The sequence below is a fragment of the Mesorhizobium sp. CA5 genome (assembly GCF_020165105.1).
Lineage (GTDB): Bacteria > Pseudomonadota > Alphaproteobacteria > Rhizobiales > Rhizobiaceae > Mesorhizobium.
Genome location: NZ_JAIUHJ010000012.1, coordinates 155,200 through 179,801 on the forward strand (window position 1 = coordinate 155,200; position 24,602 = coordinate 179,801).

Consider the following 24,602-nt stretch of genomic DNA (forward strand, 5'->3'; position numbering starts at 1 on the left):
ATGCAATTCCTGTCGGAAACCGCTCGCAGCTTTCCCGGAACTGTTCCGAAAGGCCCGGCTTCGGCCTCCGGCGGTGACGCCGGGCTCACGAAAAATTAACGCAAGCAGTCCGTATCTGCTATGAAGTACAGGCCGTCTCGCCGAATTCCTTTCGATTTTGCGCGCGGCAGCTGTCACATTTTTGCAGTTTTCCTCCGCTTGTGCTTGCTTGTAGGTGCCGGCATACCACCTATAGGCGGTGTTTGGGCGGGCAAAGGTCCATTAGAAAAGTCATGTTGGCGCGATCTGACGAAACGAGCGATGCCGGTGAGGCATCGGCTCCCGCGAACCAAGGCGGCACGCGTGGCGATGCGTTCAACCGCGCCCGGCGGCACTCGCGCCGCGTCCGCGTGCTGAAATTTGCGGTACCGCTGCTCGCGGTCGCGATCGCCGTCGCCTTTCCGGTCTATTCCTACCTCAAAGCGCCGCTGTCGGTATCGGTGCAGGCCGACGGCACGGCGTTTTCCGATGGCAAGCTGGTGATGGCCAATCCGAAGCTCAACGGCTTCACCAAGCAGAAGCTGCCATATTCGCTGACGGCGACCAGGGCGACGCAGGATGTTGGCCAGCAGGCCGTCATCGACCTCGAAGGCATCAACGCCAGACTGCCCGTCGCCACCGACAACATCGTCTCGGTGGATGCCGCGCACGGTATCTACAATCGCGACGCCAACACGATGGATCTGACCAGCGACGTCAGCGTGACGACGACCGACGGCCTGATGGCGAAGTTCAAATCGATCTTCCTAGACATGGGCAAAGGCTCTATGAAGACGAGCAATCCGGTCGACGTCAGCCGTGGGGGGTCGCGCATCACCGCGGACTCGATGTCGGTCGAGGACAATGGCAGGCTCGTGGTCTTCGAGAGCCGGGTTCGCGTCAACATAGATCCAACTGCGCTGAAGGCAGCGGGGGTAAACGGTGGAGAACAGAATGCGTCGCAGTAAATCCGCATGGCTTCCGGGCGCTGCTTCCGCATTGCTGTTTTTGGCAACGGCGCATTCGTTCGCGCAGTCGAGCGCGACCAGCCAGATTCCCGGGCTCAAGCTGTCGGGTGACCAGCCGATCCAGATCGAAAGCGACAAGCTCGAGGTCCGCCAGGCCGACAGCATGGCCGTGTTCAGCGGCAATGTGACGGTTAATCAGGGGCCGACCCTGCTCAAGGCCGGCAAGATGACGGTCTACTATGTCAAGGATGCCAATGCCGGCAAAAGTGCCGCAGCAGGCGCATCGGCGATGACGGGCGCCGCCAATATCGACCATCTCGAGGTCGAGAACAAAGTCTACATCAAATCGAACGACCAGATCGCCACCGGCGACACCGGCAAATTCGACATGAAGACGCAGGTGCTGGTGCTTTCCGGCAAGGAAGTGGTGCTGTCGCAGGGCGACAATGTGCTCAAGGGCTGCAAGCTCACCGTGCAGATGAAGAGCGGCCTCGGCAATGTCGAAGGCTGTCCTCGCGTCATCATGATGTTCAAGCCGCAGAAACAGGACGCGCAGCAGGGAGCGTCGAGCAAGTAATGGCCGGCGTGACTTCGCTGCTGGCCCGTCTCCCGGGACGGGCAGCCGCACAACCCGCTGCGCCGGCGACGGTCGGCGCCGACAAGGCGAAGTTCAAGGGCACCCTGATCGCCAAGGGGCTGACCAAGAGCTACAAGGGCCGCAAGGTGGTGAGCGGTGTGACGCTCGGCGTGCGCGCCGGTGAGGCTGTAGGCCTGCTCGGCCCCAACGGCGCTGGCAAGACCACCTGTTTCTACATGGTCACCGGCCTTGTTCCCGTCGACGAAGGTTCGATCGAGATCGACGGCTTCGATGTCACCTCGATGCCGATGTACCGGCGGGCCCGCCTCGGCATCGGCTATCTGCCGCAGGAAGCGTCGATCTTCCGCGGCCTGAATGTCGAGCAGAACATCCGGGCCGTGCTGGAGGTGGTGGAAAAGAGCCGCAAGGAACGCGAGCGCACGCTCGACGAGCTGCTCGAGGAGTTTCACATCAGCCATCTGCGCAAGGCGCCGTCCATGTCGCTGTCGGGCGGCGAACGGCGTCGCCTCGAAATCGCGCGGGCGCTGGCGACGCGGCCTGCCTATATGCTGCTCGACGAGCCCTTCGCCGGCATCGACCCGATCGCCGTCGCCGACATCCAGCAACTCGTTCGCCATCTCACGGCGCGCGGCATCGGCGTCTTGATCACCGACCACAATGTGCGCGAGACGCTCGGCCTGATCGACCGCGCCTACATCATCCATGCCGGTCAGGTGCTGACGCATGGCCGCGCCGACGAGATCGTCGCCAATGCCGATGTACGGCGTCTCTATCTCGGCGAGGGTTTCACGCTCTGACGGCGGGTTTCGACGCGGTTTGGATAGCCTCGTCACGGCTTTCGGTCATTTTAGCGCTCGATAACGCTCCGGTAAGCCGCAGCTGCTAGCGTTTTGCTTGACAAGCAAAAGCCGGGCCAGTTTCTATGCCCGACCGAAAAACAGTCGACGCGTAGACGAGGCGTTTGAAGTCCATCATGGCGCTGGCAGCCAAACTGCAGCTCAGACAATCCCAGTCGCTGGTGATGACGCCGCAGCTGATGCAGTCGATCCGGCTGCTGCAGCTCACCCATGTCGAGCTCGAGCGCTTCATCGACGAGGAGATCGAGCGCAACCCGCTGCTGGAACGGGCCGAGCCGCAGGACGATGCCGCCGGCGATCTATCCCAGAAAAGCGAGACATCGCCGGAAAAGAACACCGAAGGCGACTGGTTCGAGGGCGAGATGGAGTGGAGCGCGGAAGCGATCTCGCAAAAGCTCGATTCTTCCCTGGAGAACCTGTTTCCCGACGATCCGGGCACCAGCGAGAGGCTGGGGCCGGATCTCACGGCGCAATGGAAGTCGGCCGCCGGGGGCGGCGCGGGCGCAGCATCGTCCGAGGGGTTCGACATCGGCGACATGGCCGCGGCCGCCATCACGCTGCGCGAACATGTCGGCGAGCAGATCGCGCTTGCCTCCCTGAGCCCCGGCGAACGCCTTATCGCGGGTGAGCTGGCCGAAGGGCTCGACGAAGCCGGGTACCTGCGCACCGAACTCGACGAGATCGCGGTTCGGCTCGGCACGGACGGCGCGGCGGTGGCGCGGGTGCTTGGCGTGTGCCAGACCTTCGAGCCAGCAGGACTTTTCGCGCGCGACCTTGCCGAGTGCCTGTCGCTGCAACTGGCGGTGCGCGACCGGCTCGATCCGGCGATGAAGGCGCTGGTCGCCAACCTCGAGCTTCTGGCGCGGCGGGATTTCCAGTCGCTGAAACGCATCTGCGGCGTCGACGAGGAAGACCTGCTCGACATGCTGGCCGAGATCCGCGCGCTCGATCCGCGGCCCGGCCTGGCGTTTTCGGGCGGCGCGAGCGACGCGATCGTCGCCGATGTCGAGGTGCGCGCCGCCAATGACGGCAGCTGGGCGGTGGAGCTCAATGCCGATACGCTGCCTCGCGTGCTGGTGGACAATGTCTATTTCGCCCGCATTTCGAGCCATGCCAAGGACCAGGCGGAAAAAGAGTTTCTCGCCGAATGCCTGCAGAACGCCAACTGGCTGACGCGCAGCCTCGATCAACGGGCCAAGACCATTCTCAAGGTGGCGTCCGAGATCGTGCGGCAACAGGACGCTTTCCTCGTCCATGGCGTGCGCCATCTCAAGCCGCTCAACCTGCGTACGGTGGCCGACGCCATCGGCATGCATGAATCGACGGTCAGCCGCGTCACCGCCAACAAATATATGCTGACGCCGCGCGGCGTCTTCGAGCTGCGCTATTTCTTCACCGCGTCGATTGCCTCCGCGGAAGGCGGCGAAGCGCATTCGTCCGAGGCCGTGCGCGACCGCATCAAGCAGATGATCGACGAGGAAAAGCCCATCGACGTGCTTTCCGACGACGCCATCGTCGACATGCTCAAGGAAAGCGGGGTCGACATCGCGCGCCGCACCGTCGCGAAATATCGCGAAGGCATGAACATTCCCTCGTCGGTGCAGCGGCGGCGGGAGAAGCGGGCGCTCGCGAACGCCGGCCGCTAGGCCGATGCGAATCTCGACAAGCCCTGGCCGGTGCGAGACGGTGCTGATTTCCCACAATTCCCGAGTTTCATTGACAAGCCGCAATGAAGTGTCTAGAAGCCCGCCCGCATGGAGCAGGGCGGTGATGCCCGCTAGCGAATGGGTCCGTCAGACACGGCCATGGACGGCCAAGAAGGCGACTTGTGATCAACCGGAAAGTTCGGGTCTAAAATCGGCGCGCATGCCGCTGCAAAGCTTGTGCGCGCGCACCACGGGTATAAACTCGGGAACAGTTTGAAGCCTGAGCAAGGAAGGTCAGTTTTCAGATGAATCTACGCATTTCGGGAAAACACATGGACATCGGCGATGCGTTCCGCACGCGCATCAACGACCGGGTCGGCGAGGCGATCGAGAAATATTTCGATCGGGGTTTTTCAGGACATGTCACGGTCATCAAATCGGGGTCGCGTTTCTCCGCCGACTGCATGGTCCGGCTCGATTCCGGCGCTTCTTTGCAGGCGACCGGCGACGCCCAGGACCCGACGCTTGCCTTCGAGGCGGCGGCCGACCGCCTGGAAACGCGGCTGCGACGCTACAAGCGCCGGCTGAAGTCGCGTAACACCGGCAACGGCAATGGCGAAGAGCCGACCGACATCGCCTACACCGTGATGGCTCCCCTCACCGATGACGAGGAAGACATTCCGGAGGACTTCGCTCCGGTCATCGTCGCCGAATCAAGCTTGACGCTGCGGACCATGTCGGTGGCTTCCGCGGTCATCGAGCTCGACAACAGCGACAGCCCGGTCTTCCTGTTCCGCAACGCTGGAACCGACCATCTCAACATCGTCTACCGCCGGCCGGATGGCAACATCGGCTGGATCGATCCGTCGACGACCAAAGTCGCGCAAGGATAAAAAGCCAGCCGCGCAAGGGGGCGACGACTGGCGCGGCAGGCGAGCAAGGGATTTTTCAAGCATGGATCTCAGCGATCTCATCAGCGTTCCGGCGATCATGCCGGCGTTGAAGGCGAATTCCAAAAAGCAGCTTCTGCAATTGCTGTCGGAGAGGGCGGCGGCGATTTCGGGGATTCCGGAGCGGGAGGTGTTCGACACCATCCTGCAGCGCGAGAGGCTGGGCTCGACCGGCGTCGGCAACGGCATTGCCATTCCTCATGGCAAGCTCGCCGGCGTGAAGCGGATCGCCGGCGTCTTCGCCCGGCTGGAAACGCCGGTCGATTTCGAGGCGCTGGACGACCAGCCGGTCGACCTGGTGTTTTTGCTGCTTGCGCCGGAAGGTGCCGGCGCCGACCATCTCAAGGCGCTGTCGCGCATCGCACGCGTGCTGCGCGATGCCGACACGGTGGCCAAAATCAGGGGCACGCGCGACGCGGTGGCGATCCACGCGCTCTTGTCGGATACGCAGGCCTCGCACGCGGCCTGACGTTTTGAGATCGAACCTGGTTTTTGGGATAAAACCCTAGAGGGGCCGCCGGGAGCGGCCCTTTCCATTTCAGACTGCCAGCAATCGCCTTAGTGAATGGCGACAGTGGTCAGGTCGTTCTCCAACGCACCCGCCAGTGCCCGGTCACGGGCGTCGGAAAGCAGAATCGGCTGGCCGTTGGCGGCAAACAGCGCCCACAGCTCCAGGCCGGGCGCGATCTCGCCGAGGCCGGGGAAGCGGCCGCGCAGGTCGTCGCTCGACACTTTCCTGAGATAAGCGACCGAACCTTCGCCGAGATGAGCGAGTTCGCCGCTGGTCATGGTGATCGTTTCGTCAGTTCTGGTCATTTCAAGCCTCCTTGGCGCGAGGACGCCAGGATCGGCCGCCTCGCATAGAGCCGTCGGCAAAGGTCAGTCTTTCACCGATATGTTTATTTTCCGTACCATCCGCTCGGACTCCGGCCGATCGAGATCGATCGACAGCAGACCGTTCTTCAGTTCCGCCGCGATCACCCGCATGCCGTCGGCCAGCACGAAGCAGCGCTGGAACTGGCGCGCGGCGATGCCGCGGTGCAGGAATTCGCGCTCGGTGTCGTCGGTCTGACGACCGCGCACGATCAGCTGGTTTTCCTCCGTGGTGACATCGAGGTCGCTTTCTGCAAAACCGGCAACCGCCAGCGTGATGCGCAGCCTTTCGGCCTTGCCGTCGGCGGCATTGAGGCGCTCGATATTGTACGGAGGGTAGCTGTCTCCGGACTTCGCCAGACGCTCAAGCGTCTTTTCCATGGCATCAAAACCCAGGAGAAGCGGGCTGGAGAAAGGCGTCATTCGACTCATTGTTACACTGTCCTCTGAAGAGCGACACAAACTGGAAAAACCCGGATGGCATTTTTCCCGATGGTCTTGATATGGTCCGTCGCGCGATCAAGTTCAAGCCGCCAAATCAGGATGGCGTTTCGTCGAACCGTCATCTTCATCCAGCCTTTCATTGGAGCATGATTTCGTCCGAAAACCGGTTCCCACCTTCCGGGAACCATGCTCTAAAACCCGCCCAAAAAGACTTCCCAAAAGGAATTGAAATGCCCCAGTCCAGAAAGATCATCATCGACACGGATCCCGGCCAGGACGATGCCGTCGCCATATTGCTGGCGCTCGGCAGTTCCGAGCTGGAGATCGTCGGCATCACCGCGGTAGCCGGCAACGTGCCGCTGAATCTGACCCAGAACAACGCCCGCAAGATATGCGAGCTGGCCGGCCGGCCCGACATCAAGGTCTATGCCGGCGCCATCCGGCCGCTGGCGCGTGAACTCGTCACCGCCGAAGAGGTGCATGGCAAGACCGGCCTGAACGGCCCGCAGCTGCCCGAGCCGACCATGCCGCTCCAGGAACAATATGCCGTCGATTTCATCGTCGAGACGCTGATGCGCGAGGAAAGCGGCACCATCACGCTCTGCCCGCTCGGACCGCTCACCAACATCGCGCTGGCGCTGATCCGCGAGCCCAGGATCGCGCCGCGGATCAAGGAAATCGTCCTGATGGGCGGCGGCTTCTTCGAGGGCGGCAATGTCACGCCGGCCGCCGAATTCAATATCTATGTCGACCCGCAGGCCGCCGATCTGGTGTTCAAATCGGGCATTCCGATCGTGATGATGCCGCTCGACGTCACCCACAAGGCGCTGACCACGTCCGAGCGCATCCAGGCCTTCCGCAAGCTCGGCACCAAGGTCGGCACCGCGACCGCCGAGATGCTGGAGTTCTTCGAGCGCTATGACGAGGAAAAATACGGCACCGATGGCGGGCCGCTGCACGACCCGTGCGTGATCGCCTATCTCGTCAAGCCGGAGCTGTTCAAGGGCCGCCACTGCAATGTCAGCGTCGAGACGACCTCCGAGCTCACTATGGGCATGACGGTGATCGATTGGTGGGGCGTCGCCAAGCGCAAAAAGAACGCCATGGTGATGCGCGACATCGACCATGACGGCTTCTTCGCGCTGCTGGTAGAGCGGCTCGGGCGGCTTTAGCGCCTTTCCTTCCCCCCTTGTGGGGGAAGGTGGCCGAGCGAAGCTCGGTCGGATGAGGGGTGTTCCAGGGAACGCCGACGTCTCACTCCGCTGGAACACCCCTCATCCGTCTCGGCGCTATCGCGCCGATCCACCTTCTCCCACAAGGGGAGAAGGGAGAGATGCTACTTCGCCTTCGAGAACGCCAGCCACAGCCCGCCGCCGACCAGGAAAGTGCCGCTGATGCGCGACATCAGCTTGACGCGGCTGGCCGACAGAACGCGCCCGGCGCGGCCCGCGGCAAGGGCATAGGTCGAGTCCGACATGGCGGCGAAGATCATCGCTGTCAGGCCCATGACGACGATCTGCAGCGAATAGTTGCCCTGCGGGGCGATGAACTGCGGGAAGAAGGCGCCGAAAAACACCAAAGTCTTCGGATTTGAGATCGCCACCAGAAAACCCTGCAGGAAGAAGCCGCCGCGCGGCTTTTTGGCCGAGCCGTCGGGGTTCAGTGCGCCTTTGGCGCGAAACATCTGCACGCCCATCCAGATGAGATAAGCGGCGCCGATCAGCCGCACCCATTCGAACCAGTGGCCCATGCCGGCGATCAGCGTGTTGAGGCCGATGCCGACGATGGCGATCATGATGGCAAGGCCAGCCTGGGTGCCGGCGACGTTGGCCAAGCCCGCGCGCGAGCCGTGGCGGATGCTGTTGGCGATGATCAGCGTGACCGTGGGTCCTGGCACCAGGATGATGACGATGCAGGCGACGACATAGGTGGCGTAGAGTTCCAGCGACATGATCTTCCCCCGAACAGGACAGCGCCGACTTGGGCGGAGCGCGATCAATGCACGGGATTGATGCTGGCGCAAGCTGGTCGGGCAGGGCGGCCCGTCATGCAGCCCCCGCCGCCCATGGCAGGGTCGCCTCATAGGCGGCGCCGGCCTTGAGCACGGAGAGATCGCCGCGCGGGCGGCCGATCAACTGCATGCCCATGGGCCGGCCCCTCTCGTCGAAGCCGGCCGGCACGTTGAGCGCCGGGCAGCCGCCCAGCGTGGCGAAGGCAGAGACCTGCATCCAGCGGTGATAGCTGTCCATGGCCCGCCCCGCGACCTCGCGCGGCCAGTGGGTGGTCACGTCGAACGGGAAGATCTGCGCGGTGGGCAGCGCGATCAGGTCGAAGCCCTCGAAAAGCGCAAGCAGCGTCCTGTGCCAGGAGGTGCGTCGGACGGTCGCGGCATGGATCTGCGGCGCGGTCAGGCGCATCGCCTGCTCCACTTCCCAGACAGCCTCGGGCTTCAGAAGCCTGCGTTTTGCCGGATCGTCATAATGCGCCTTCAGCCCGCAGCCGCTGCTCGCCTGGCGCAAGGTGACAAAAGCCTGCCACAGCGCCTCGAAGTCGACATCCGGAACCAAGGCCTCGCTATGGAAGGAAGCATCGGCGAAGCGGGCAAGCGCGGCCTCGCAAAGGTCGAGCACGCCGGGCTCCATCGGCAGGTGGCCGCCGAGGTCGCCCAACCAGGCGATGCGGCCGCCTGACGCTTCGGTCCGCAAACCGTCAAGGAACGAGCCCGCCTTGTCGTGCGAAAGCGGCGCATGCGGGTGATAGCCGGCCTGTTCGTCGAGGAGCAGCGCGATGTCGCGAATGTTGCGGCCCATCGGCCCCTCGACGCCCATCTGCGAATGGAAGACATCGACGTCCGGGCCGGCAGGCACAAGACCCTGCGAGGGACGGAAACCGTAAACATTGTTGTAGGCCGCCGGATTGCGCAGCGAACCGCCGAAGTCGCTGCCGTCGGCGACGGGCACCATGTCGAGCGCCAGCGCCACGGCCGCGCCGCCGCTCGAGCCGCCGGCGGTCAGTGCCGGGTCGAAGGCGTTGAGCGTCGGCCCGAAAACCGGATTGTAGGTGTTGGAGCCCAGGCCGAATTCCGGAACATTGGTCTTGCCGATGATGATGGCGCCGGCCTTGCGGACGCGCTCGACGAAGAAATCGTCCGTGTCGGGAATGAAATCGGCAAAGATCGGCGAGCCGAAGGTGGTTCTGAGCCCCTTGGTCTGGGCAAGGTCCTTGATGGCGATGGGCAGGCCGTACAGCGATCCGGCCTCACCGCCTTGCGCCAGATTGGCATCGGCCCTGTCGGCCTCGGCAAAGACATCGGCGCGCTCGCGCAGCGAGACGATGGCGTTGACCAGCAGGTTCACCGCCTCGATGCGGTCGAGGAAGGCGCCGGCCACCTCGCGCACCGACAAACGGCGCTGCCTGATCTCGCCTGCGAGCTCGACGGCGGAAAGGCGGCAGATATCGCCGGCCGGCGGCACTGCGTGCTTCGTTATCGGACGCATGGCTGCTACCGCGCCGCCGCCAAAGCCGCGTCGACATCCTTGGCCAGCGGGATCGCCGGTTGCGCCCCTGGCTTCAGGCAGGCGAGCGACCCGGCCGCGGCGGCGCGGGTGAGCGCATCCTGAAGTGAGAGACCGGACGATAGGCCGGCGCCGAAATAGCCGCAAAACGTATCGCCGGCGCCGACCGTGTCGACCGGGGTGATCTTCAGCGCCGGAACGGCAAGGAAATCGCCCGGTGTGGCGGCCAGCACCCCGTCGCCGCCGAGCGTGACGACGATGATGCGGCCCGTCTTTTTGGCATAGTCGCGCATGCGGGCCGGGCGGTCGCGCCCCGAAAGCGCGAGCGCCTCGCCATAAAGATCGAACTCGGTTTCGTTGGCGACGGCATAGTCGGCCTTGCCGAGGAGGCCGGCGGCTTCGGCACGGAAGGGGGCGGTGTTGAGCACGCTGACGGCGCCGGCCGCGCGCGCTGCGTCGAGCGTGGCCTCGACGGTCTGCAACGGGATCTCGTGCTGCAGGAGCACGACGTCGCCTTTCTTGAGATAGGCCTTGGCGACATCGCCCGGCACAACCGAATCATTGGCGCCCGGCACCACGGCGATGACGTTTTCGCCGTCGCCGCCGACCAGGATCAACGCCGTGCCGGTGGAGGCGAAGCTCTCGCCGACACCGGACAGATCGACAGCGCCGGCCTTGAGAAGGGCGAGTGCCTCGGCGGCAAAACTATCCTTGCCGACCGCGCCCACCATGCGCACTTGCGCGCCGGCGCGCGCCGCGGCCAGCGCCTGGTTGGCGCCCTTGCCGCCGGGCGCGGTGGCGAAGCCGGAGCCGCGCACCGTCTCGCCGGGTTCCGGCAAGCGGTCGACATTGGCGATGAGGTCGAGGTTGATCGAACCGACAACAATAATCAAAAACTGCCTCCCGGTGAAGCGGGTCAGCCTGCGCTGAAAGGCGGACCTGCTTCAAGACTTCTGCTTTCTTGCGCAATTTCAGGTGAAAATACATGGAGTGTTTTTCCCCTGGAATTGCAGACTGGGCGTGAAGCTAGCCGCAAAGGCCGCCGGTTGCCAGATCATGTCGTCGCTGGCGCGGTCTGGCCCCCAGCATCATTCGCAACGGACAGTGACCTCCGCCTGGTAACTGCCGGCCGGGAAGATGCCCGGCGACTTCGTGGCGGTCAGATCGACCTGGATCGTATGGGTGCCGTTGGTCAGCTTTTGCGGCGAGCCGCCCGGGTTATCCAGCCCCGAGCCGTCGAGGCGGAAGACGGAGGCGAAAGAGACATCGGTGTCGCCGCCGCTCGGAGCCGAGGTGAAGGCGATCGGCGCCGGCGCGGAGACGGTATAGCAGTCTAGCAGGTTCAGGATCGAACACAGCGTCGAGTTCGCGATGATGGTGGCGCCGGCGCTCGACCCGCCCGCCTGCTTGGAACCGAATATGTTGATAGAGGGGTTCGACTTCATCGTTCCCGAGGCGCCGATCATGATGGTGCAGGTGCCGATGATCGCCGCCTGTGCCGGGAGACAGAAGCCGGCAAGGGCTGCCGTCGTAAGCAGCGCGCGGCTATTTCCTCTTCTTTTTCTTTTCATTGCCGGTCGTGCCTCTGATGCTCCAGCCTTCGTTGGCCCATCCTGCCGATGCGGCCGAGCGAGCCGTAGGAGCCTCGGAAGCCGTGGCAGCGGTGCCCGTCGTGCCCCCCGTTGTCTGACCATCGGCGCCAAGGCCCATTTTCAGGAGCTTCAATTCTAGCTGCAGGCGCTCGACTTCCAGCTCGTAGAGGCGGCTGCAATCGACGCGTTTCGGCGTCCGCCCGATCGGGATCACCACGCGGCCGTATGTGGCGATGTCGCTATTGGCCTGATTGCTGCTGTTGTTGCCCCGGATAACGCCGAGGTCGAGATAGGCGCCGCTGCCGGAGACGGCTGAACGGCAGGTCGTGCCGTCGCTGGCATGAACCTCGTCCTGGCCCTGAGGCAGGCTGACGCCGGGCAGACTGAAACCGGTCTGGTTCTGATTCAGGTTCAGGATGTCCTCGGCAAGCCCCTGACTTGCGACAGCCAAGGCGGACAGCAGGGACAAGATCAGAACCTGCGATGCCCGAAAAACTTTCCGCATATCTGTGCCCTTATCTGGGTCTGCTCGCTTGGAAAGGGGATACTCTCGGTACAGATACGCACCTTGCGCTCGTTCGCGCCGTCGAACGGGACGACCACCAGAACCGGACGCGACGCCTGGCCGGCCAGAAGGAAGGCGCTTGGCGTGATCTTGGCGTCGACCGGCTGGAAATCCTGGTCATAGACATGAAGCTCGACACGAATGCGCTGGTTATACGGGTTGCCTGGGAAGACACGAACGGCGAAGGCATCCGCGAAGGATCGCACCTCGCCCCGCATCGGCGTCATCGACTGGCCGGTCGCGGCTATGGGAAACAGCACGGCAGTCAGGCCCGCCGCCAGAATTGCAATCGTTCTCAAGGATCACTCCTTTCGCGACAAGACTATTCGCAGCGCAGCGTCACCGTTGCTTGGTAGTTGCCGGCGGAGAAGCGGTTCGTGCCGCTCTTGGTGCCAGAAAGATTGACGGCGACCGTGGATGTGCCTGGCACCGTCAGGGCCGTCGCAGTGCCGGTTTCCGCAATCGTCTGGGCGCCGGAAGTGGCGAAGGTGGGGGTCCATGTCGTCGCCGTAACGTCCGAAGCCGGCACGGTCGTCGTGGTTACCGGGTCTACGCTGAGCGAGACGCCGCCCGTGGTATCGACCTGAGCGCTGCCGGCTGAGCCGCCGGCATTATGCGAACTCAGCGACTGAAGATTGCTGTTCACGGTCATCGTGCCGTTGGAGTTGATCGTGACCGTGCAGGTCGCGGTGATCGTACCATTGAACAGCACATTTCCGGTGGCGGCCGATGCTGCCTGGCCGCCGCAGGCGGCGAGCACGCTCGCAGCCATGACGGCGCGAAAGAACTTCATTGAGACCCCGCTTTCGAGCCGGATAGTGCGGCTCAACGTGGGGTTATCTTCTCTTTATCGTGGTTAATTTAGCGTTAAGTGAAATAACAACGGAAAGCAACTTCAAAGAAAGCGGCGATAACCAGAGGTTGTCGCCGGTTGCATTTCATGAACAAGGCTGTTTATTTGTTTGGCTTGTGCCGGTTTATATTTTGATACGCGGTTTTTCGCAAGGAGATGCGAAAAAATCGATTGTTTTTCAGGACGTCACTTGTCCCGCTTCCCAACCGAGGATGGCGCGCTTGCGCGTCAGGCCCCAGTGATAGCCGGTGAGCGCGCCGGACTTGCCCAACGCCCGGTGGCAGGGCACCACGAACGACATCGGATTGGCGCCCACCGCCGCGCCCACGGCCCGGCTCGCGCTTGGCGCGCCGATGCTTGCCGCGATCGCGGAATAGGTGCAGGCCCTACCCATCGGGATGCGCAGCAATGCTTCCCAGACGCGAAGCTGGAAATCGGTGCCTATCATCACCACGCGCAGCGGCTGGTCGGCGCGCCATTGCGTCGGGTCGAAGACCCGCGCGGCGTAAGCCTGGGTGGCGGACATGTCCTCGACATAGGTCGCGTTCGGCCAGCGGCCGGACATGTCGGCGAAGGCAGCCCGCTCGCCGCCGGCGTCACAGAAGGCGAGGCCCGCCAAGCCCCGGTCGGTGACCATGATCAGCGCGATGCCGAAAGGCGAGATGTGATAGCCGTAGCGGATGGTGAGACCCGCGCCCCGGGTCTTATAGTCGCCGGGCGACATCGCCTCATGGGTGACGAAGAGGTCGTGCAGACGGCCGGGACCGGACATGCCGAGCTCGAACGCGGTCTCCAGGAGCGGCATGCCTGAATCGAGCAGCCTGCGCGCATGGTCGAGCGTCACCGCCTGCAGGAAGGCCTTGGGCGACAGGCCGGCCCAGCGCGTGAACAGTTTCTGCAGGCCGGTCGGCGTCTCGCCGACTTCCTCGGCCAGCACCTCGAGCGAGGGCTGGTCGCGATAGTCGAGGCTGATCTTCTCGATGGCGCGGCGCACGACGTCGTAGTCGCTGCCTTCCGGCGTGATGTCGTTCTCAAGGATCGCGGTTGGTTTCATCCGCGTATTCATGGTCATCTGAGCGTTCATGGCAATATCTCCTTGACCGCGAATATCGGTCCTCCAGAGCTTTGCCACCACCCGAAACTTGCCTTCCCGCCATCCGCACCCAGATAGAGTCAGCTTCGCGCCGAAGAGGACGATCATGACCGTCGAAAAGGTTGATCTGACCGGGGCAAGAGAGACCTTGCTGATGACGCTCTACGGCAAGGCGCTGGAGAGCCGGCTGGCCAATTCGCTGCTCCAGGATCGCTTTGCCGACGAGGCGGTGCGCAGGATCGACTATGATTTCTCAAGGCTCAAGGTCGGCGGCAACCTCGGGCTAAGATTTGCATCCGGGCGAAGACACTGGACGTATCAGCGCGTCTTGGCGGTCGCCAGCGCGCGCGAAAAGGCGGTGGCAAAACTTTCGCGGTCGTCGGGATTGAGGAAGCCGCCAATCGCGACACTCTTGCCTTGCGCCTCGACGGCCATCTTGGTGATGCCGATCTCAGCATGGCGGGCGATCGAGAACCGCGTCCAGAACGGGTTGAAGCGATGGTTTTCCGAGCGGCCGGAAGGCGCTGTCTTGCGAATGTCGAGACTGGTGCGCGAGACCGAGATTTCCTCACGGGCGCGCGCAGCCCGGTAATTGGCGCGGAAAGCGATGTAGACGGCGACCACGTCGAGGCCGAAGAAGCCAAACACCGGCCAGGCGCCATGCGCCAGGAAGAACGCGCCGGTGACCGCCCAGCCGAACAGAAGCGCTCCCATCAGGATCAGGAAGCCGGTGCGGCCGAGCGAGCGGTGCGGCGTCAGCAAGGCCTGGAAAAATGGCTCGTCGGCCTGGAACGAGGCGTTTGTGTCGCTCATGAGGGAATATTATAGGAGGGAAATGGCGCCTCCCAAGTCGAAAAAATCCGCAGCTGTCAAAAAACCTCAGCCCGCTATCCCGGGCGGCGGCCGGGCGCCTGGTCGACGGCCGCGAAAAGCCGCCACGCGGTCGCTCTACAGCCCCGCCGAGGTGCATGAGATATTCCGGCGCTTTTCCGTGCAGCGGCCTGAGCCGAAAGGCGAGCTCGACTATGTCAACGCCTTCACCCTGCTGGTCGCGGTGGTGCTGTCGGCGCAAGCGACGGACGCCGGCGTCAACAAGGCGACCAAGGCGCTGTTCGCCGCGGCCGACACACCGGCCAAGATGCTGGCATTGGGCGAGGCCAAGGTCGGCCACTATATCCGCACCATCGGTCTGTGGCGCAACAAGGCCAAGAACGTGATCGCGCTGTCCAAGGCGCTGATCGACGATTATGCAGGCCAGGTGCCGCCGGATCGCGACGAGCTGGTGAAGCTGCCGGGCGTCGGGCGCAAGACCGCCAATGTCGTGCTCAACGTCGCCTTCGGCCAGCATACCATGGCGGTCGACACGCATATCTTCCGCATCGGCAACCGTATCGGGCTGGCGCCCGGCAATACGCCGGATCAGGTCGAACAGGGGCTGCTCAAGGTCATCCCCGCCGAATATATGCGCCATGCGCATCACTGGCTGATCCTGCATGGCCGCTATGTCTGCAAGGCGCGCAAGCCCGATTGCCCGGTCTGCGTCGTCGCCGACATCTGCAAGTCGAAGGAAAAGACCACCGACGTGCCCGCCCCGCTGGTGCCGATCGCGCCGTTGGATGAGACGTTTCCGGTCGAGGCCGTCTGACTCAGTAAAGTTTTAATATCCGTAGCCGCGCGCCATGGCCGCGGCAAAAACTGGAATGAGCAGGAAGATAAGGCCCTCGGCGCGGACATAGTTCTTCACCGATGCCAGTTCCGCCGCCGGCACCGCGAAAGACGGATTGCCGCTCGCCTGCCTGTTCCAGGAGAGGAAGCGCATAGTCGGCACAATCGACAGCAGGCCGACGATGACGAAGGCCGCCATCTTTGCCCAGAACACCCAATTGTAGACGTAGAATTCCCAGCCCTTCAGACCGAAGAACACCCGGCAGATGCCGACGATGACGATCAGCGCGGCGATGATGCCGTAGTGGCGGTCGATGCCGGCAAGGCGCTTCAGCGTCGCCGCTGCCAAATCGCCGCGCACCAGCACGAACTCGGCGCCGATGATGCCGGCCAGCGAGAACACCAGAAGGTGATGCGCGATCGCCAGCAACAGGTCTGTGGTGTCCATGGTTCTTCCTTCGGTCGACTTGCGTTTCTGGGTCGGCTTCGCGCGCAAACTACCATCGCCGGGGAAAAAGCCCATAGCGATGCTGCCGTGCCATGGCTTTTATGGCTGGAAGAGCCAACGCATTGGCCTGGCTCTTGATCGAGCGTGCTGTTTTGCTAAGCGCGGTCGCGTCAATGGAGGGCAATGCCATGAGCATCAAGATCGAAGCCGGCGTGCCGCTTCTCGAAACGGCGCGCACCGTTTTGCGGCCGCACAGGCTGGACGATTTTGAAGCCTATGCCGCCATGTGGGCGGAGCCCGCCGTCACCCGTTTCATCGGCGGCAAGCCGCGCACGCGGGAGGAGAGCTGGATGCGCTTCCTGCGCCATGCCGGCCTATGGTCGCTGATCGGCTATGGATTCTGGGCGATCGAGGACAAGGCGAGGGGGAGCTTCATCGGCGAGGCCGGCTTCCACGACCTCAAGCGCGAGATCGTGCCGTCTCTCGAAGGCGTGCCGGAGGCCGGCTGGGCGCTGGCCTCGGAGGCGCATGGCCAAGGGCTTGCGAGCGAAGTCGTGGGGCGGATCGTCGCCTGGAGTGACGAGACGTTCGGACAGGCAAGAACCGTCTGCATCATCGATCCGGAAAACGGCGCTTCGCAGAAGGTGGCCGAAAGGAACGGCTATAAAGAAATTTTGCGGACCACCTACCACGAGAAGCCGACGATCCTGCTGGAACGGCAGGCCGGATCCGGAAAGCAAAGCGCTTAACCCGCCTTGCGGCGCAAGGCCCCTGCCACTCCGTTCCACGCGTCCGCCTTTGCACCTGGATGGCTGCCCAGCACCGTCGTCGCGTCGAATGGCTGAGGCCTCGCTATGGCATAGCCCTGCGCGTAGTCGACGCCGATCGCCTTCAAGGCTTCGGCGATGCCATCGCTTTCGACGAATTCGGCGATGGTGCGTTTTCCCGTCACCTTGCCGATGTGATGGATCATCTCGACCATCGCGCGGTCGATGCGGTCGTCGAGCATGTCCTTGACGAAGCCGCCGTCGATCTTGAGGTAGTCGACCGGCAGATGTTTCAGATAGGCGAAGGACGACATGCCGGAGCCGAAATCGTCGAGCGCGAAGCGGCAGCCCAGGCCGCGCAGATCGGCGATGAAGCGCATGGCCTCGGTCAGATTGGCGATGGCACTGGTCTCGGTGATCTCCAGGCAGATCGTTTCGGGCGCAATGGCGTGCGCGGCGAACTGCTCACGCATGAAGCCGAGAAACGTCTCGTCGCCGAATGTGGCGCCGGAGAGATTGATCGCGCAGGTGGATATCGGCGTCGCGCGCGGATCGGTGCGTCGCGACGCCAATATGGCGAAGGCGTTGCGTATCACCCAGCGGTCGATCGCCGGCATCAGTCCATAGCGCTCCGCCGCCGGAATGAAGCTCTGCGGGGTGACGAAGCTGCCGTCCTCGTCGGTCAGCCTGAGCAGGATTTCGACATGCGCGCCCGGCTCGGCAGCATCGTCCCGCAGCGGCGCGATCTCCTGCGCATGCAGCCGGAAGCGGTTCTCATCCAGCGCGGCATGCAGGCGCTGCACCCAGGCCATCTCGCCGAAGCGCTCGCGCAGCGCCCTGTCGCCGTCGCTGTGGAGCTGGACGCGGTTGCGGCCCTTTTCCTTGGCCATGTAGCAGGCGACGTCGGCGGCGCGCAGCACCTCCTCCAGCGTCATGCCGACATTGGCGACCTCGACCATGCCGATGCTGACGCTGATGTTGAAGGGACGCCCTTCCCAGGAGAAGTGCAGATCCTGGACCGTGGCGCGCAATCGTTCGGCGGTGGCGGCGGCACAATCGGCATCGCAATCGAAGAGCAGCACGCCGAACTCGTCGCCGCCCAGTCTCGCCAGGATGTCGCCGGGCGGCAGCTCGTTGGCGAGCAGCGCCGAGATCTGGCGCAGCAACTGGTCGCCGGCGGCGTGGCCGCAGGTATCGTTGACCAGCTTGAACTGATCGAGGTCGAGATACATCAGCGCGTGCCGGCGCGACTTCTCCGGGTCTTCGGAGATCGCACTCGCCAGACGCTTCTCGAAGTCGCGGCGGTTGACGAGACCGGTCAGCGCATCATGCGATGCCTGCCACGACAGGCGCTCGATATAGTCCTGCTCGCGCGTCATGTCTTGCAGGGCCAGGACGCAACCCAGGATCGAGCCGGAAACGATCAGCGGAGCGCCGTTCAGCGCCACCGGCACGACCGAACCGTCGGGGCGCTCCAGAAGCTGCGGGCGAACATTGGAGCGGCGCGGCTCGCCCGCCAGCAGGCGCGGGATCAGATCGGTCTCCTCGACGCCGCTGTCCTTGTCCACGAGCCGGAACAACGAGGCGACCGATCTGCCTTTGGCGGCGGGTAAAGAGCAGGCAAGCAGCCTTTCCGCTCCGGCATTCATATAGTCCAGCCGCCCCTTAGCATCGGTGCTGATGACAGCCTGGCCGATCGAGGCCAATGTGATCTGAGCCCGCTCGCGCTCGGCGCTGAGGGCTGTCTGAAATGCCTGGCGCTGTTTTATCAGCTTTCGCGTGCGCCAGACGGCGAGCAGGATAAGCAGCGCGGCTGTCGCGAGATTGGCCGCCGTCAGCGCCGTCTTGATGAAGCGCGATCCCTCGCCGAGACTGTCCGAAAAGTCCTTGGCGAGCGGCCCGATCCGGTGGTCGATCTGGTGGATTTGCACTTTCCAGAGAGCGATCTCGGCTGACGATGGCGGCCCTTTTTCGAGCCTGCGATGCATGTCGTCGCCAAGTCTTTGGATGGCGAGGATCATCTCGTCGGCAGCCGTCCAGTGGCGGATCGCCGTGTCGAGATAGCTGACGCCGCGGAAATTCCGGAACAGCCAGATCAGGCCGGCGACATCGTCGGGATGGTTGTTGCCGCCGAGAAAGCCAAGCCTGGCCGCATTCGTGTCGGGCTCAGCCTGTTCGAGCGCAAGCCGCGCGGCGCGATCGGCCAGCGGCACGGCGATGGCCTGACGATATTCGCTGAAATACTCTTCCCGGCCGGTGTCGGCATAAAGGCTGAGGAAATAGATGGCGTGCTTCTGCCCCTTCGACCATTGGCTTTCGCCGCCGACATAGGCGCGGACGGCTGACAACGTGTGGAGGCTGAGGGTCGCAATCAGCGCCTGGATCAGGACGACCGCGACGAAGGGCCAGACCAGCCCGATGAGACGCGGGGCGGCATCGGTCGATGAGAGCTTCATCCCATTCCCATGGCGCGTGCGCAGGCCCCCTCGGTGTCTGTCCGACTGGCTCATCCGCCGGTTGAGACGATGTTCTTCCCCACATGTCGTCCGGTTACTGGCGACATCAATCCAAATAACGTGCCTGGATTAACGGTCGATAAATTTGCTCAGTATTTGTTTCATGAGTTATTGCTCAGCAACAGAAGGACGCTTACACGCTTGATGCCGATATTTCGTGCCTAATATCGGTTACGGTGCGAGGGCGCGGAAGAAAAGCCGGCAACATCAATCCGATAGCGCCGCGCGACAGTCTCGTCTCAGCGCCTGGTCTTGGATTTGTTGAGCGCAACGGCCTCGCGGACGAGCGCCTTCAGGGCATCGGCGTCGATCTTGTCGCCTTCCTTGAAATCGATGGCGCGCCGGGTGTTGCCTTCCAGGCTGGAGTTGAAGAGCTTCTTGGGATCGGGCAGCGCCGCGCCTTTGGCGAAGGTCAGCTTGACGACGGCCTTGTAAGTCTCGCCGGTGCAGATCATGCCGGCATCCTCCCAGACAGGGACGCCGCGCCATTTCCATGTCTCGACGGCTTCGGGCGCCGCCTCCCTGATAAGAGCGCGGAGTCGGGCAAGCGTCTCGCCCCGCCAGTCGCCCAACTCCTTGATCCGTCCGTCGATCAGTTCGGACGCAGACTTGCCGTCCTGTACGTCGCCTTGTTGCATGTCCGGTTCTCCTCGATGCTGAATAAGAGATCGCCACCATGGCCCTTTCGGGGAGATGGCGCTTGATTTTTCGTGCGCTTACATCCGTTCGCCGGGCAGCCGGCTTGCCTGCTTCACCCAGGAGACGAACTGCTCCTCGTCGATCGGCTCGTTCTCGTGGATGTGGAAATAGCGTGTGTCCTTGCTCTTGGATTCGACAGGCGGCACGGGCTTCAGCGACAGGCCGCGGAAGAACGCCACCTTGATGTATTTGGCGAAGCAATGGATGCCGAGGAACCAGCCTTCGCCTTCCATGCCGTAGAAGGGAGAGTTCCATTTGACAGCCTTTTGCACACCAGGGACGGCCTGCATGATGAGCTGGTCGAGCCGGCGCCCGACCTCGCTCTTCCAGCCCGGCATCGCCGCGATATAGGCCTGCACCGGAGCATCGCCATAGCCCTTGGCGATCTGCGGGTTGCCGCCCGAAAGCAGGACAGGTTTGGCGTCCGCGGATCCGGCAGCCTTCGATTTCGTCTTTGCCATCAGGCCGATCCCGTGCGCTCGCCCGCCGGCTCCCCGCGCCATCTGGCGGCATAGGGCAGCACGAACATATAGAGGCCGCTGAACAGCAGCAGGAAAAGCGGAATCAACGGCGAATAGACGATCCAGGCGGGCGGCGGGCCCATGGCCATGGCAGCGAAATTGGCAATGACGGTGACGGTGAAGATGATCGAAAGCCAGCGGTGAAGCTGCCTGATCCACTTGCTCCAGTTCAATATAACCTCCCTTGCGAATGACGATACGGATCGAGCTCTCTACCAGTGCGCCAGTTGCGAAAGCTGAATGAGGTTGCCACAGGTGTCGTTGAGCTGCGCGATGGTCGCGCCGGTCACCGCGGTCGGCGCCATGGCAAAACTGCCGCCATTGGCCTTGATGCGCTCATGGTCGCTCTTAATGTCGTCGGTGAACAGCATCAGCGCCGGCTGGCCTTGCTTGAAGATGGCCTGCTGATAAGTCTTTGCCGCCGGATTGTCGTTGAGGGCCAGCTGCAGTTCGGTGCCGTCCGGATCGTCAGGCGAGACGACAGTCAGCCAGCGAAACGGCCCATTGGTGAAGTCGGCCTTCTTGGTGAAGCCCAGAATTTCGGTATAGAAGCCAAGAGCCTTATCCTGGTCGTCGACATAGATGCTGGTCAGCTTGATCTTCATTTTGGTGCCTCCATTGCTTACGCCTGCGGTTTGCCGCCCCGCCGGGACTGTGTCTGTCTTTTGAGGCTTCGGCGGACGTCAATCGATCCGCGAAAGTAGCTGCTCCAGGGCCGTGAAGTTGCGTTTCCAGCCCACTGTGGCGCCGCGGTAATACGGCTCCTGGTCGGTGCGGAAGCCGACCTGCTCCATGCGCAAATGCGTGCCCTTGCCCGTCGGGGTGAGCGTCCAGGTGACCACGCTCTCGAGATCCTTGGTGTCCCAGCTGTAGGACAGGGTCCGGTTGGGCTCGACCGTCCGCACCTGGCAGTCGACGCCGCCCCATTCGGCGCTCATGTTGAAGCGATGGTCCACGACCGGCTTGAAGCTGTTCTTCATCAGCCACTCCTCGATGAGATGCGGTTGGGTGAGCGCGCGCCAGATCTTTTCTGGCGGAAAAGGTATCTCGCGCTCGACGATGACGGAGCGCGTTGCGGCCTCATTCATTGATCCATCCTTTTGAGCAGGTCTTCCAGATCGTCGAAGCGGCTTTCCCAAAACCCCGCCATGTGGCGCGTCCAGTCCATCAACGGCGCGAGCGCCTTGAGCTGGGCACTGTAATGGGTCTGGCGACCCTCATGGCGGTCGCGCACCAGTCCCGCTTCCTTGAGGATGCCCAGATGCTTCGACACCGCCGGCTGCGACACCCCGGCCTGGGCGGTCAGGGCCCCGACCGTCTGCTCGCCCTGACGGCAGAGGCGTTCGAAGATGGCGCGTCGCGTCGGATCAGCGAGCGTCCTGAACAGCATGTCATGCGCGGTCGTCATTTTTAACCGATAACCCGTTGGCTATTGATTGACGTATAACCATTGGGATATGCATGAGTCAAGCAGCGAATGAGGACGCGCACCTGAAGCCGCGGCCGTGGGCCGGCACGCCGGTACGGCCGGACGGCACTGAAAAGATGGTTGCTTATGCCGCGTTTGCTGACGGAACGGTCAAATCCCTCAGCAGCGTGGAAAGGTCCGGTTCGTCGATGAGCAGGGCGGCGTCGACCGCCGGAAGCCATGCGCGCTGCCGGTTCGCGGCTTCCTGCCAATCGGCAAGCTCCTCGGCGACCTCGAGCAGATAGACCACAACGTCGACGCGAATGAAGCCGTTGGGCATGCGTTTCCAATAGGAATAGGTGCCGGCAGGCTGCTTCAGCGTCCTGCCGAGCACGCCGGCTTCCTCGCGGGCTTCGATCGTTGCCGCCTTGCGCCCGCTCTTGCCCTTCATCGGCCAGCCTTTTGGCACAATGAAGCGCCGCGTGGTGCGTGAGGTGACCAGCAACACTTCGAGATTGCCGTCTTCTCGCACCCGATATGGAATGGCCGCCACCTGGCGGATGCGTTGGCCTTTCCTGGCTCTGCGGACTGCTTTCTTCTTGGTTGTTGCCATTCCAAATTCCGTCAGAGCAGCATCCCTGCCATACGCTATCCGCGCGGGCAAAAACCTGTCCTCCTGCAAACTCTAGAGCGTTTCACCGTTTCACGGAAACGGCGACCCGCTCCATCTCTTTAGTTTTGACGCAATTCCTGACGGAAAACCGTGTCACACTTTTCCTGGAATTGCTCTAGAACCACCGCCCTTGCAATCCGGCATTTTGCCGGCAAGTAAGTCGGCTAATAAACTGAAAAAAACAAAATGTCAGCGGCAAACCCTGGAAATCGTGTTGCCGACCGCTTCCATCCGGCACGTCCTTTCAAATATCGGCACATCGGGCTGGCTCCTGGGCGGGGCCGGCCGGTCGAGTTCGCGATAGATTTGCTGCTGCTGCTGGTATTGCTGCCGCTGCAACCTGTTCTGCAACTGCAGCAGCTCATTTTGCTGCACCAATGCGTTGCGATTCGTCGGGATGACGATCTGCGCATAAGACGGCGCAATCAGACAAACCGAGGCCGCCAGCACTGTGCCTGCAAGAACAGACAGACTGTGACGAAGCATCCGCGCGGCTCCCATGCAAAAAACCATGCATTTTATATAATGCGGGCAGCCAATAGCGCCATGGGTAACCGCGAAACGTGATGCGGCTCACCGAAGGGGCTATGCCGCGACGCCGGCGCTGGAGATCGGGGCCGACACCCCGGTCAGCGCCATCGCCAGTTCCCGCATCTGCGGAAAGGCCGGCGTCGAGTTCTCCACCAAGCAGTGGGAGATCGAGGGGCGTTTCGCCGCCGCCGAGAATCTGCCCGGCAATCCGGCATTGCACTTGACGGAAGCCATCGATTCGCCCCTCTATCGGGTCGGCGCCGGGCTGGAGCTCGATGGCGTCAACGGCGTCGGGTTGGCTGTCAGGTACGACGACGCCTTTGGGCAAACGGTCAAGCAGAATGCGGTCAGCGCGTCTCTGAAGGTCAGCTTTTAGCTGACGCGGGCGGCGGCTAAGAAGGGATCTCATGAGGACGAAATACGCGTATCTCGCGGCGATGCTGGCAGCCGCCTGCATTGCCGGTGTGCCGGCAGCGGGAGTTGCCGCGCAAAATAAGGCCGACAAGGTGGCGCCCGCGGCCGCTCAGTCAGGCGACGCAGCGGCCAAGCCGCAGCTGCCGGGCGGCGCCTCGGCGCTGTCGGAGACGCATGGCGACTGGACGGTCAACTGCCAGGTCACCGGCACCAACAAGGTCTGCAGCCTGTCGCATCAGCAGTTCAACAAGCAGAGCGGCCAGCGGCTGCTGGCGATCGAATTGACGACCAAGACCGGTCAGGACGCCGCCGGCACGCTGGCGCTGCCCTTCGGGCTTGCCTTGGCCAACGGGATCTCGTTCGAAATCGACGACAAGAAGCTGGATGGCACGCTGCAGTTCAACACCTGCCAGGCGGTAGGTTGCCTGGTACCGGTGACGTTCGATGCCAATATCACGCCGTTGCTGCAGAACGGCACCACGCTGAAGGTCAACGCCACGGCGGCCGACACTGCGCAGCCGATCTCCTTCACCATCTCGCTCAATGGCTTCGGCAGCGCGCTGGCGCGGACGGCGGACCTGTCGGCGGACTGACCGGCGAACAAGCGTATTCGTCTTATAGCAGTTTCTACGCAATTCCCGACGGAAAGCCGCTACACACTTTGCCTGGAATTGCTCGGGGCGACCAGCGGATGCCGGTCGCCCTCTTCGTTTCGATCAACCTCGCGCAACCGATAGCCGACGCCCGTCTCGGTGATGATGTAGCGCGGCTGGTCCGGTGTCTTCTCGATCTTCTGCCTCAGCTGGCGCACATAGACCCTGAGATACTGGACGTCGGTCGAGTCGTTCCAGATCTGCTTCATCAGGAACTGATGGATCAGCACCTTGCCGGCATATTGCACGAGCATGCGCAGGATGTCGTATTCCTTGGGCGACAGTTTCACTTCCTTCCTCGACCGTGACGATGCGCTTCACAAGGTCGACCGAAA

33 protein-coding genes and 1 pseudogene are annotated in these 24,602 nt (G+C 63.0%); 11 read left to right on the plus strand and 23 right to left on the minus strand.

All coding sequences use genetic code 11. The features are described from left to right. The first annotated feature begins 272 nt into the window (after nucleotides 1–272). From lptC to ptsN, 6 genes are all read left to right on the plus strand, one after another. Entirely contained in the window at nucleotides 273–986 is a 714-nt protein-coding gene (lptC, locus tag LB529_RS17630) for an LPS export ABC transporter periplasmic protein LptC (RefSeq protein ID WP_140710212.1), read from the plus strand. Further along, nucleotides 973–1,563, plus strand: coding sequence for an LptA/OstA family protein (locus LB529_RS17635; RefSeq protein WP_095769265.1), 591 nt, complete (start codon nucleotides 973–975; stop codon nucleotides 1,561–1,563). Before lptC ends, LB529_RS17635 begins: the two co-directional genes overlap by 14 nt. Next, entirely contained in the window at nucleotides 1,563–2,381 is an 819-nt protein-coding gene (gene lptB / locus LB529_RS17640; RefSeq protein WP_095769266.1) for an LPS export ABC transporter ATP-binding protein, read from the plus strand. Before LB529_RS17635 ends, lptB begins: the two co-directional genes overlap by 1 nt. A gap of 176 nt (nucleotides 2,382–2,557) precedes the next feature. Next, nucleotides 2,558–4,087 carry an RNA polymerase factor sigma-54 gene (rpoN, locus tag LB529_RS17645; protein WP_224711809.1) on the plus strand — a complete coding sequence of 510 codons (1,530 nt, stop codon included), beginning with the start codon at nucleotides 2,558–2,560 and terminating at the stop codon, nucleotides 4,085–4,087. A gap of 305 nt (nucleotides 4,088–4,392) precedes the next feature. Beyond that, nucleotides 4,393–4,980 (plus strand): ribosome hibernation-promoting factor, HPF/YfiA family, encoded by a 588-nt coding sequence (gene hpf / locus LB529_RS17650; RefSeq protein WP_095769268.1) that lies wholly within the window; start codon nucleotides 4,393–4,395, stop codon nucleotides 4,978–4,980. Between the two features lie 61 nt (nucleotides 4,981–5,041). After that, on the plus strand, nucleotides 5,042–5,506 hold the full coding sequence (gene ptsN, locus LB529_RS17655) for a PTS IIA-like nitrogen regulatory protein PtsN (RefSeq protein ID WP_042641064.1): 465 nt from the start codon (nucleotides 5,042–5,044) through the stop codon (nucleotides 5,504–5,506). Nucleotides 5,507–5,595: 89 nt separating this feature from the next. Here the strand turns inward: ptsN and LB529_RS17660 are convergent, their stop codons facing one another. Then, on the minus strand, nucleotides 5,596–5,853 hold the full coding sequence (locus LB529_RS17660) for a DUF1150 family protein (RefSeq protein WP_036257920.1): 258 nt from the start codon (nucleotides 5,851–5,853) through the stop codon (nucleotides 5,596–5,598). A 63-nt stretch (nucleotides 5,854–5,916) separates the two neighbouring features. After that, nucleotides 5,917–6,342 carry an Hsp20 family protein gene (locus LB529_RS17665; RefSeq protein WP_095769269.1) on the minus strand — a complete coding sequence of 142 codons (426 nt, stop codon included), beginning with the start codon at nucleotides 6,340–6,342 and terminating at the stop codon, nucleotides 5,917–5,919. 242 nt (nucleotides 6,343–6,584) lie between these two features. Between LB529_RS17665 and LB529_RS17670 the strand changes: the two genes are divergently transcribed. After that, nucleotides 6,585–7,526, plus strand: a complete 942-nt coding sequence (locus tag LB529_RS17670) for a nucleoside hydrolase (protein WP_224711810.1) — start codon at nucleotides 6,585–6,587, stop codon at nucleotides 7,524–7,526. A gap of 164 nt (nucleotides 7,527–7,690) precedes the next feature. Here the strand turns inward: LB529_RS17670 and LB529_RS17675 are convergent, their stop codons facing one another. The 9 genes from LB529_RS17675 to LB529_RS17715 form a co-directional block, all read right to left on the minus strand. Further along, nucleotides 7,691–8,305 (minus strand): LysE family translocator, encoded by a 615-nt coding sequence (locus LB529_RS17675; RefSeq protein WP_224711811.1) that lies wholly within the window; start codon nucleotides 8,303–8,305, stop codon nucleotides 7,691–7,693. A gap of 94 nt (nucleotides 8,306–8,399) precedes the next feature. After that, nucleotides 8,400–9,851: an amidase gene (locus tag LB529_RS17680; RefSeq protein WP_224711812.1), complete on the minus strand. Its 1,452-nt coding sequence runs from the start codon at nucleotides 9,849–9,851 to the stop codon at nucleotides 8,400–8,402. Nucleotides 9,852–9,856: 5 nt separating this feature from the next. After that, on the minus strand, nucleotides 9,857–10,762 hold the full coding sequence (locus tag LB529_RS17685) for a ribokinase (RefSeq protein ID WP_224711813.1): 906 nt from the start codon (nucleotides 10,760–10,762) through the stop codon (nucleotides 9,857–9,859). A 195-nt stretch (nucleotides 10,763–10,957) separates the two neighbouring features. Further along, on the minus strand, nucleotides 10,958–11,440 hold the full coding sequence (locus LB529_RS17690) for a hypothetical protein (RefSeq protein ID WP_224711814.1): 483 nt from the start codon (nucleotides 11,438–11,440) through the stop codon (nucleotides 10,958–10,960). Further along, nucleotides 11,415–11,966, minus strand: coding sequence for a hypothetical protein (locus tag LB529_RS17695; RefSeq protein ID WP_224711815.1), 552 nt, complete (start codon nucleotides 11,964–11,966; stop codon nucleotides 11,415–11,417). The genes LB529_RS17690 and LB529_RS17695 overlap by 26 nt, the downstream gene beginning before the upstream one ends. Next, complete coding sequence (locus LB529_RS17700; RefSeq protein WP_224711816.1) at nucleotides 11,933–12,325, minus strand: hypothetical protein; 393 nt, start codon at nucleotides 12,323–12,325, stop codon at nucleotides 11,933–11,935. The genes LB529_RS17695 and LB529_RS17700 overlap by 34 nt, the downstream gene beginning before the upstream one ends. 23 nt (nucleotides 12,326–12,348) lie before the next feature. Beyond that, complete coding sequence (locus LB529_RS17705) at nucleotides 12,349–12,819, minus strand: hypothetical protein (protein WP_224711817.1); 471 nt, start codon at nucleotides 12,817–12,819, stop codon at nucleotides 12,349–12,351. 238 nt (nucleotides 12,820–13,057) lie between these two features. After that, complete coding sequence (locus LB529_RS17710) at nucleotides 13,058–13,963, minus strand: methylated-DNA--[protein]-cysteine S-methyltransferase (protein WP_224711818.1); 906 nt, start codon at nucleotides 13,961–13,963, stop codon at nucleotides 13,058–13,060. Between the two features lie 327 nt (nucleotides 13,964–14,290). Beyond that, nucleotides 14,291–14,785 (minus strand): DUF2244 domain-containing protein, encoded by a 495-nt coding sequence (locus LB529_RS17715; RefSeq protein ID WP_140846281.1) that lies wholly within the window; start codon nucleotides 14,783–14,785, stop codon nucleotides 14,291–14,293. 22 nt (nucleotides 14,786–14,807) lie between these two features. Here LB529_RS17715 and nth point away from each other — a divergent pair, with 22 nt between their 5' ends. Continuing rightward, entirely contained in the window at nucleotides 14,808–15,617 is an 810-nt protein-coding gene (gene nth / locus LB529_RS17720; RefSeq protein ID WP_224711819.1) for an endonuclease III, read from the plus strand. A 12-nt stretch (nucleotides 15,618–15,629) separates the two neighbouring features. Here nth and LB529_RS17725 read toward each other — a convergent pair whose 3' ends face one another. Continuing rightward, on the minus strand, nucleotides 15,630–16,085 hold the full coding sequence (locus tag LB529_RS17725; protein WP_224709029.1) for a DUF2214 family protein: 456 nt from the start codon (nucleotides 16,083–16,085) through the stop codon (nucleotides 15,630–15,632). A gap of 188 nt (nucleotides 16,086–16,273) precedes the next feature. Here LB529_RS17725 and LB529_RS17730 point away from each other — a divergent pair, with 188 nt between their 5' ends. Next, nucleotides 16,274–16,834 carry a GNAT family N-acetyltransferase gene (locus LB529_RS17730; RefSeq protein ID WP_095769310.1) on the plus strand — a complete coding sequence of 187 codons (561 nt, stop codon included), beginning with the start codon at nucleotides 16,274–16,276 and terminating at the stop codon, nucleotides 16,832–16,834. On the opposite strand, the gene LB529_RS17735 is transcribed toward LB529_RS17730, so the two are convergent. The 10 genes from LB529_RS17735 to LB529_RS17780 form a co-directional block, all read right to left on the minus strand. After that, nucleotides 16,831–19,308 (minus strand): EAL domain-containing protein, encoded by a 2,478-nt coding sequence (locus LB529_RS17735; RefSeq protein WP_224711820.1) that lies wholly within the window; start codon nucleotides 19,306–19,308, stop codon nucleotides 16,831–16,833. The genes LB529_RS17730 and LB529_RS17735 overlap by 4 nt on opposite strands. A gap of 299 nt (nucleotides 19,309–19,607) precedes the next feature. Beyond that, nucleotides 19,608–20,006, minus strand: coding sequence for a DUF1801 domain-containing protein (locus LB529_RS17740; RefSeq protein ID WP_224532207.1), 399 nt, complete (start codon nucleotides 20,004–20,006; stop codon nucleotides 19,608–19,610). Nucleotides 20,007–20,084: 78 nt separating this feature from the next. Next, nucleotides 20,085–20,528, minus strand: coding sequence for a DUF1801 domain-containing protein (locus tag LB529_RS17745; RefSeq protein ID WP_224610888.1), 444 nt, complete (start codon nucleotides 20,526–20,528; stop codon nucleotides 20,085–20,087). Then, complete coding sequence (locus LB529_RS17750) at nucleotides 20,528–20,761, minus strand: hypothetical protein (protein WP_095769283.1); 234 nt, start codon at nucleotides 20,759–20,761, stop codon at nucleotides 20,528–20,530. Before LB529_RS17750 ends, LB529_RS17745 begins: the two co-directional genes overlap by 1 nt. A gap of 39 nt (nucleotides 20,762–20,800) precedes the next feature. Beyond that, nucleotides 20,801–21,193, minus strand: coding sequence for a VOC family protein (locus tag LB529_RS17755; protein WP_224709033.1), 393 nt, complete (start codon nucleotides 21,191–21,193; stop codon nucleotides 20,801–20,803). A gap of 78 nt (nucleotides 21,194–21,271) precedes the next feature. Beyond that, a complete protein-coding gene (locus tag LB529_RS17760; protein ID WP_095769285.1) occupies nucleotides 21,272–21,676 on the minus strand; it encodes an SRPBCC domain-containing protein in 405 nt (134 codons plus the stop codon). Further along, complete coding sequence (locus LB529_RS17765; protein ID WP_095769286.1) at nucleotides 21,673–21,996, minus strand: ArsR/SmtB family transcription factor; 324 nt, start codon at nucleotides 21,994–21,996, stop codon at nucleotides 21,673–21,675. The genes LB529_RS17760 and LB529_RS17765 overlap by 4 nt, the downstream gene beginning before the upstream one ends. 145 nt (nucleotides 21,997–22,141) lie before the next feature. Then, entirely contained in the window at nucleotides 22,142–22,609 is a 468-nt protein-coding gene (locus LB529_RS17770; protein ID WP_224532205.1) for an NUDIX hydrolase, read from the minus strand. Between the two features lie 249 nt (nucleotides 22,610–22,858). Further along, the gene (locus LB529_RS17775; protein ID WP_224711821.1) at nucleotides 22,859–23,155 is read right to left on the minus strand and encodes a hypothetical protein; all 297 of its coding nucleotides are present in this window, start codon (nucleotides 23,153–23,155) and stop codon (nucleotides 22,859–22,861) included. Nucleotides 23,156–23,254: 99 nt separating this feature from the next. Next, a complete protein-coding gene (locus LB529_RS17780; protein WP_224711822.1) occupies nucleotides 23,255–23,434 on the minus strand; it encodes a hypothetical protein in 180 nt (59 codons plus the stop codon). Between LB529_RS17780 and LB529_RS17785 the strand changes: the two genes are divergently transcribed. Together LB529_RS17785 and LB529_RS17790 are read left to right on the plus strand one after the other, a co-directional pair. Continuing rightward, nucleotides 23,421–23,576 carry a hypothetical protein gene (locus LB529_RS17785; protein ID WP_224711823.1) on the plus strand — a complete coding sequence of 52 codons (156 nt, stop codon included), beginning with the start codon at nucleotides 23,421–23,423 and terminating at the stop codon, nucleotides 23,574–23,576. The genes LB529_RS17780 and LB529_RS17785 overlap by 14 nt on opposite strands. 31 nt (nucleotides 23,577–23,607) lie before the next feature. Then, entirely contained in the window at nucleotides 23,608–24,207 is a 600-nt protein-coding gene (locus LB529_RS17790; protein WP_140688351.1) for an invasion associated locus B family protein, read from the plus strand. Between the two features lie 59 nt (nucleotides 24,208–24,266). Here the strand turns inward: LB529_RS17790 and LB529_RS17795 are convergent. Further along, nucleotides 24,267–24,600, minus strand: a pseudogene (locus LB529_RS17795) (winged helix-turn-helix domain-containing protein); the annotation flags it as partial. Nucleotides 24,601–24,602 lie beyond the last annotated feature (2 nt).

What these genes read in the sequence shown, in the direction of transcription:
- hpf (WP_095769268.1), top strand. Translation starts at nt 4,393, where the DNA reads ATGAATCTACGCATTTCGGGAAAACACATGGACATCGGCGATGCGTTC.
- LB529_RS17755 (WP_224709033.1), bottom strand. Translation starts at nt 21,193, where the DNA reads ATGAAGATCAAGCTGACCAGCATCTATGTCGACGACCAGGATAAGGCT.
- LB529_RS17635 (WP_095769265.1), top strand. Translation starts at nt 973, where the DNA reads ATGCGTCGCAGTAAATCCGCATGGCTTCCGGGCGCTGCTTCCGCATTG.
- lptB (WP_095769266.1), top strand. Translation starts at nt 1,563, where the DNA reads ATGGCCGGCGTGACTTCGCTGCTGGCCCGTCTCCCGGGACGGGCAGCC.
- LB529_RS17715 (WP_140846281.1), bottom strand. Translation starts at nt 14,785, where the DNA reads ATGAGCGACACAAACGCCTCGTTCCAGGCCGACGAGCCATTTTTCCAG.
- LB529_RS17780 (WP_224711822.1), bottom strand. Translation starts at nt 23,434, where the DNA reads ATGGCTTCCGTCAAGTGCAATGCCGGATTGCCGGGCAGATTCTCGGCG.
- LB529_RS17740 (WP_224532207.1), bottom strand. Translation starts at nt 20,006, where the DNA reads ATGCAACAAGGCGACGTACAGGACGGCAAGTCTGCGTCCGAACTGATC.
- LB529_RS17745 (WP_224610888.1), bottom strand. Translation starts at nt 20,528, where the DNA reads ATGGCAAAGACGAAATCGAAGGCTGCCGGATCCGCGGACGCCAAACCT.
- LB529_RS17680 (WP_224711812.1), bottom strand. Translation starts at nt 9,851, where the DNA reads ATGCGTCCGATAACGAAGCACGCAGTGCCGCCGGCCGGCGATATCTGC.
- LB529_RS17670 (WP_224711810.1), top strand. Translation starts at nt 6,585, where the DNA reads ATGCCCCAGTCCAGAAAGATCATCATCGACACGGATCCCGGCCAGGAC.
- LB529_RS17710 (WP_224711818.1), bottom strand. Translation starts at nt 13,963, where the DNA reads ATGAACGCTCAGATGACCATGAATACGCGGATGAAACCAACCGCGATC.
- rpoN (WP_224711809.1), top strand. Translation starts at nt 2,558, where the DNA reads ATGGCGCTGGCAGCCAAACTGCAGCTCAGACAATCCCAGTCGCTGGTG.
- lptC (WP_140710212.1), top strand. Translation starts at nt 273, where the DNA reads ATGTTGGCGCGATCTGACGAAACGAGCGATGCCGGTGAGGCATCGGCT.
- LB529_RS17660 (WP_036257920.1), bottom strand. Translation starts at nt 5,853, where the DNA reads ATGACCAGAACTGACGAAACGATCACCATGACCAGCGGCGAACTCGCT.
- ptsN (WP_042641064.1), top strand. Translation starts at nt 5,042, where the DNA reads ATGGATCTCAGCGATCTCATCAGCGTTCCGGCGATCATGCCGGCGTTG.
- LB529_RS17695 (WP_224711815.1), bottom strand. Translation starts at nt 11,966, where the DNA reads ATGCGGAAAGTTTTTCGGGCATCGCAGGTTCTGATCTTGTCCCTGCTG.
- LB529_RS17790 (WP_140688351.1), top strand. Translation starts at nt 23,608, where the DNA reads ATGAGGACGAAATACGCGTATCTCGCGGCGATGCTGGCAGCCGCCTGC.
- LB529_RS17675 (WP_224711811.1), bottom strand. Translation starts at nt 8,305, where the DNA reads ATGTCGCTGGAACTCTACGCCACCTATGTCGTCGCCTGCATCGTCATC.
- LB529_RS17770 (WP_224532205.1), bottom strand. Translation starts at nt 22,609, where the DNA reads ATGGCAACAACCAAGAAGAAAGCAGTCCGCAGAGCCAGGAAAGGCCAA.
- LB529_RS17690 (WP_224711814.1), bottom strand. Translation starts at nt 11,440, where the DNA reads ATGAAAAGAAAAAGAAGAGGAAATAGCCGCGCGCTGCTTACGACGGCA.
- LB529_RS17730 (WP_095769310.1), top strand. Translation starts at nt 16,274, where the DNA reads ATGAGCATCAAGATCGAAGCCGGCGTGCCGCTTCTCGAAACGGCGCGC.
- LB529_RS17665 (WP_095769269.1), bottom strand. Translation starts at nt 6,342, where the DNA reads ATGAGTCGAATGACGCCTTTCTCCAGCCCGCTTCTCCTGGGTTTTGAT.
- LB529_RS17765 (WP_095769286.1), bottom strand. Translation starts at nt 21,996, where the DNA reads ATGACGACCGCGCATGACATGCTGTTCAGGACGCTCGCTGATCCGACG.
- LB529_RS17705 (WP_224711817.1), bottom strand. Translation starts at nt 12,819, where the DNA reads ATGAAGTTCTTTCGCGCCGTCATGGCTGCGAGCGTGCTCGCCGCCTGC.
- nth (WP_224711819.1), top strand. Translation starts at nt 14,808, where the DNA reads ATGGCGCCTCCCAAGTCGAAAAAATCCGCAGCTGTCAAAAAACCTCAG.
- LB529_RS17775 (WP_224711821.1), bottom strand. Translation starts at nt 23,155, where the DNA reads ATGCTTCGTCACAGTCTGTCTGTTCTTGCAGGCACAGTGCTGGCGGCC.
- LB529_RS17735 (WP_224711820.1), bottom strand. Translation starts at nt 19,308, where the DNA reads ATGAAGCTCTCATCGACCGATGCCGCCCCGCGTCTCATCGGGCTGGTC.
- LB529_RS17760 (WP_095769285.1), bottom strand. Translation starts at nt 21,676, where the DNA reads ATGAATGAGGCCGCAACGCGCTCCGTCATCGTCGAGCGCGAGATACCT.
- LB529_RS17725 (WP_224709029.1), bottom strand. Translation starts at nt 16,085, where the DNA reads ATGGACACCACAGACCTGTTGCTGGCGATCGCGCATCACCTTCTGGTG.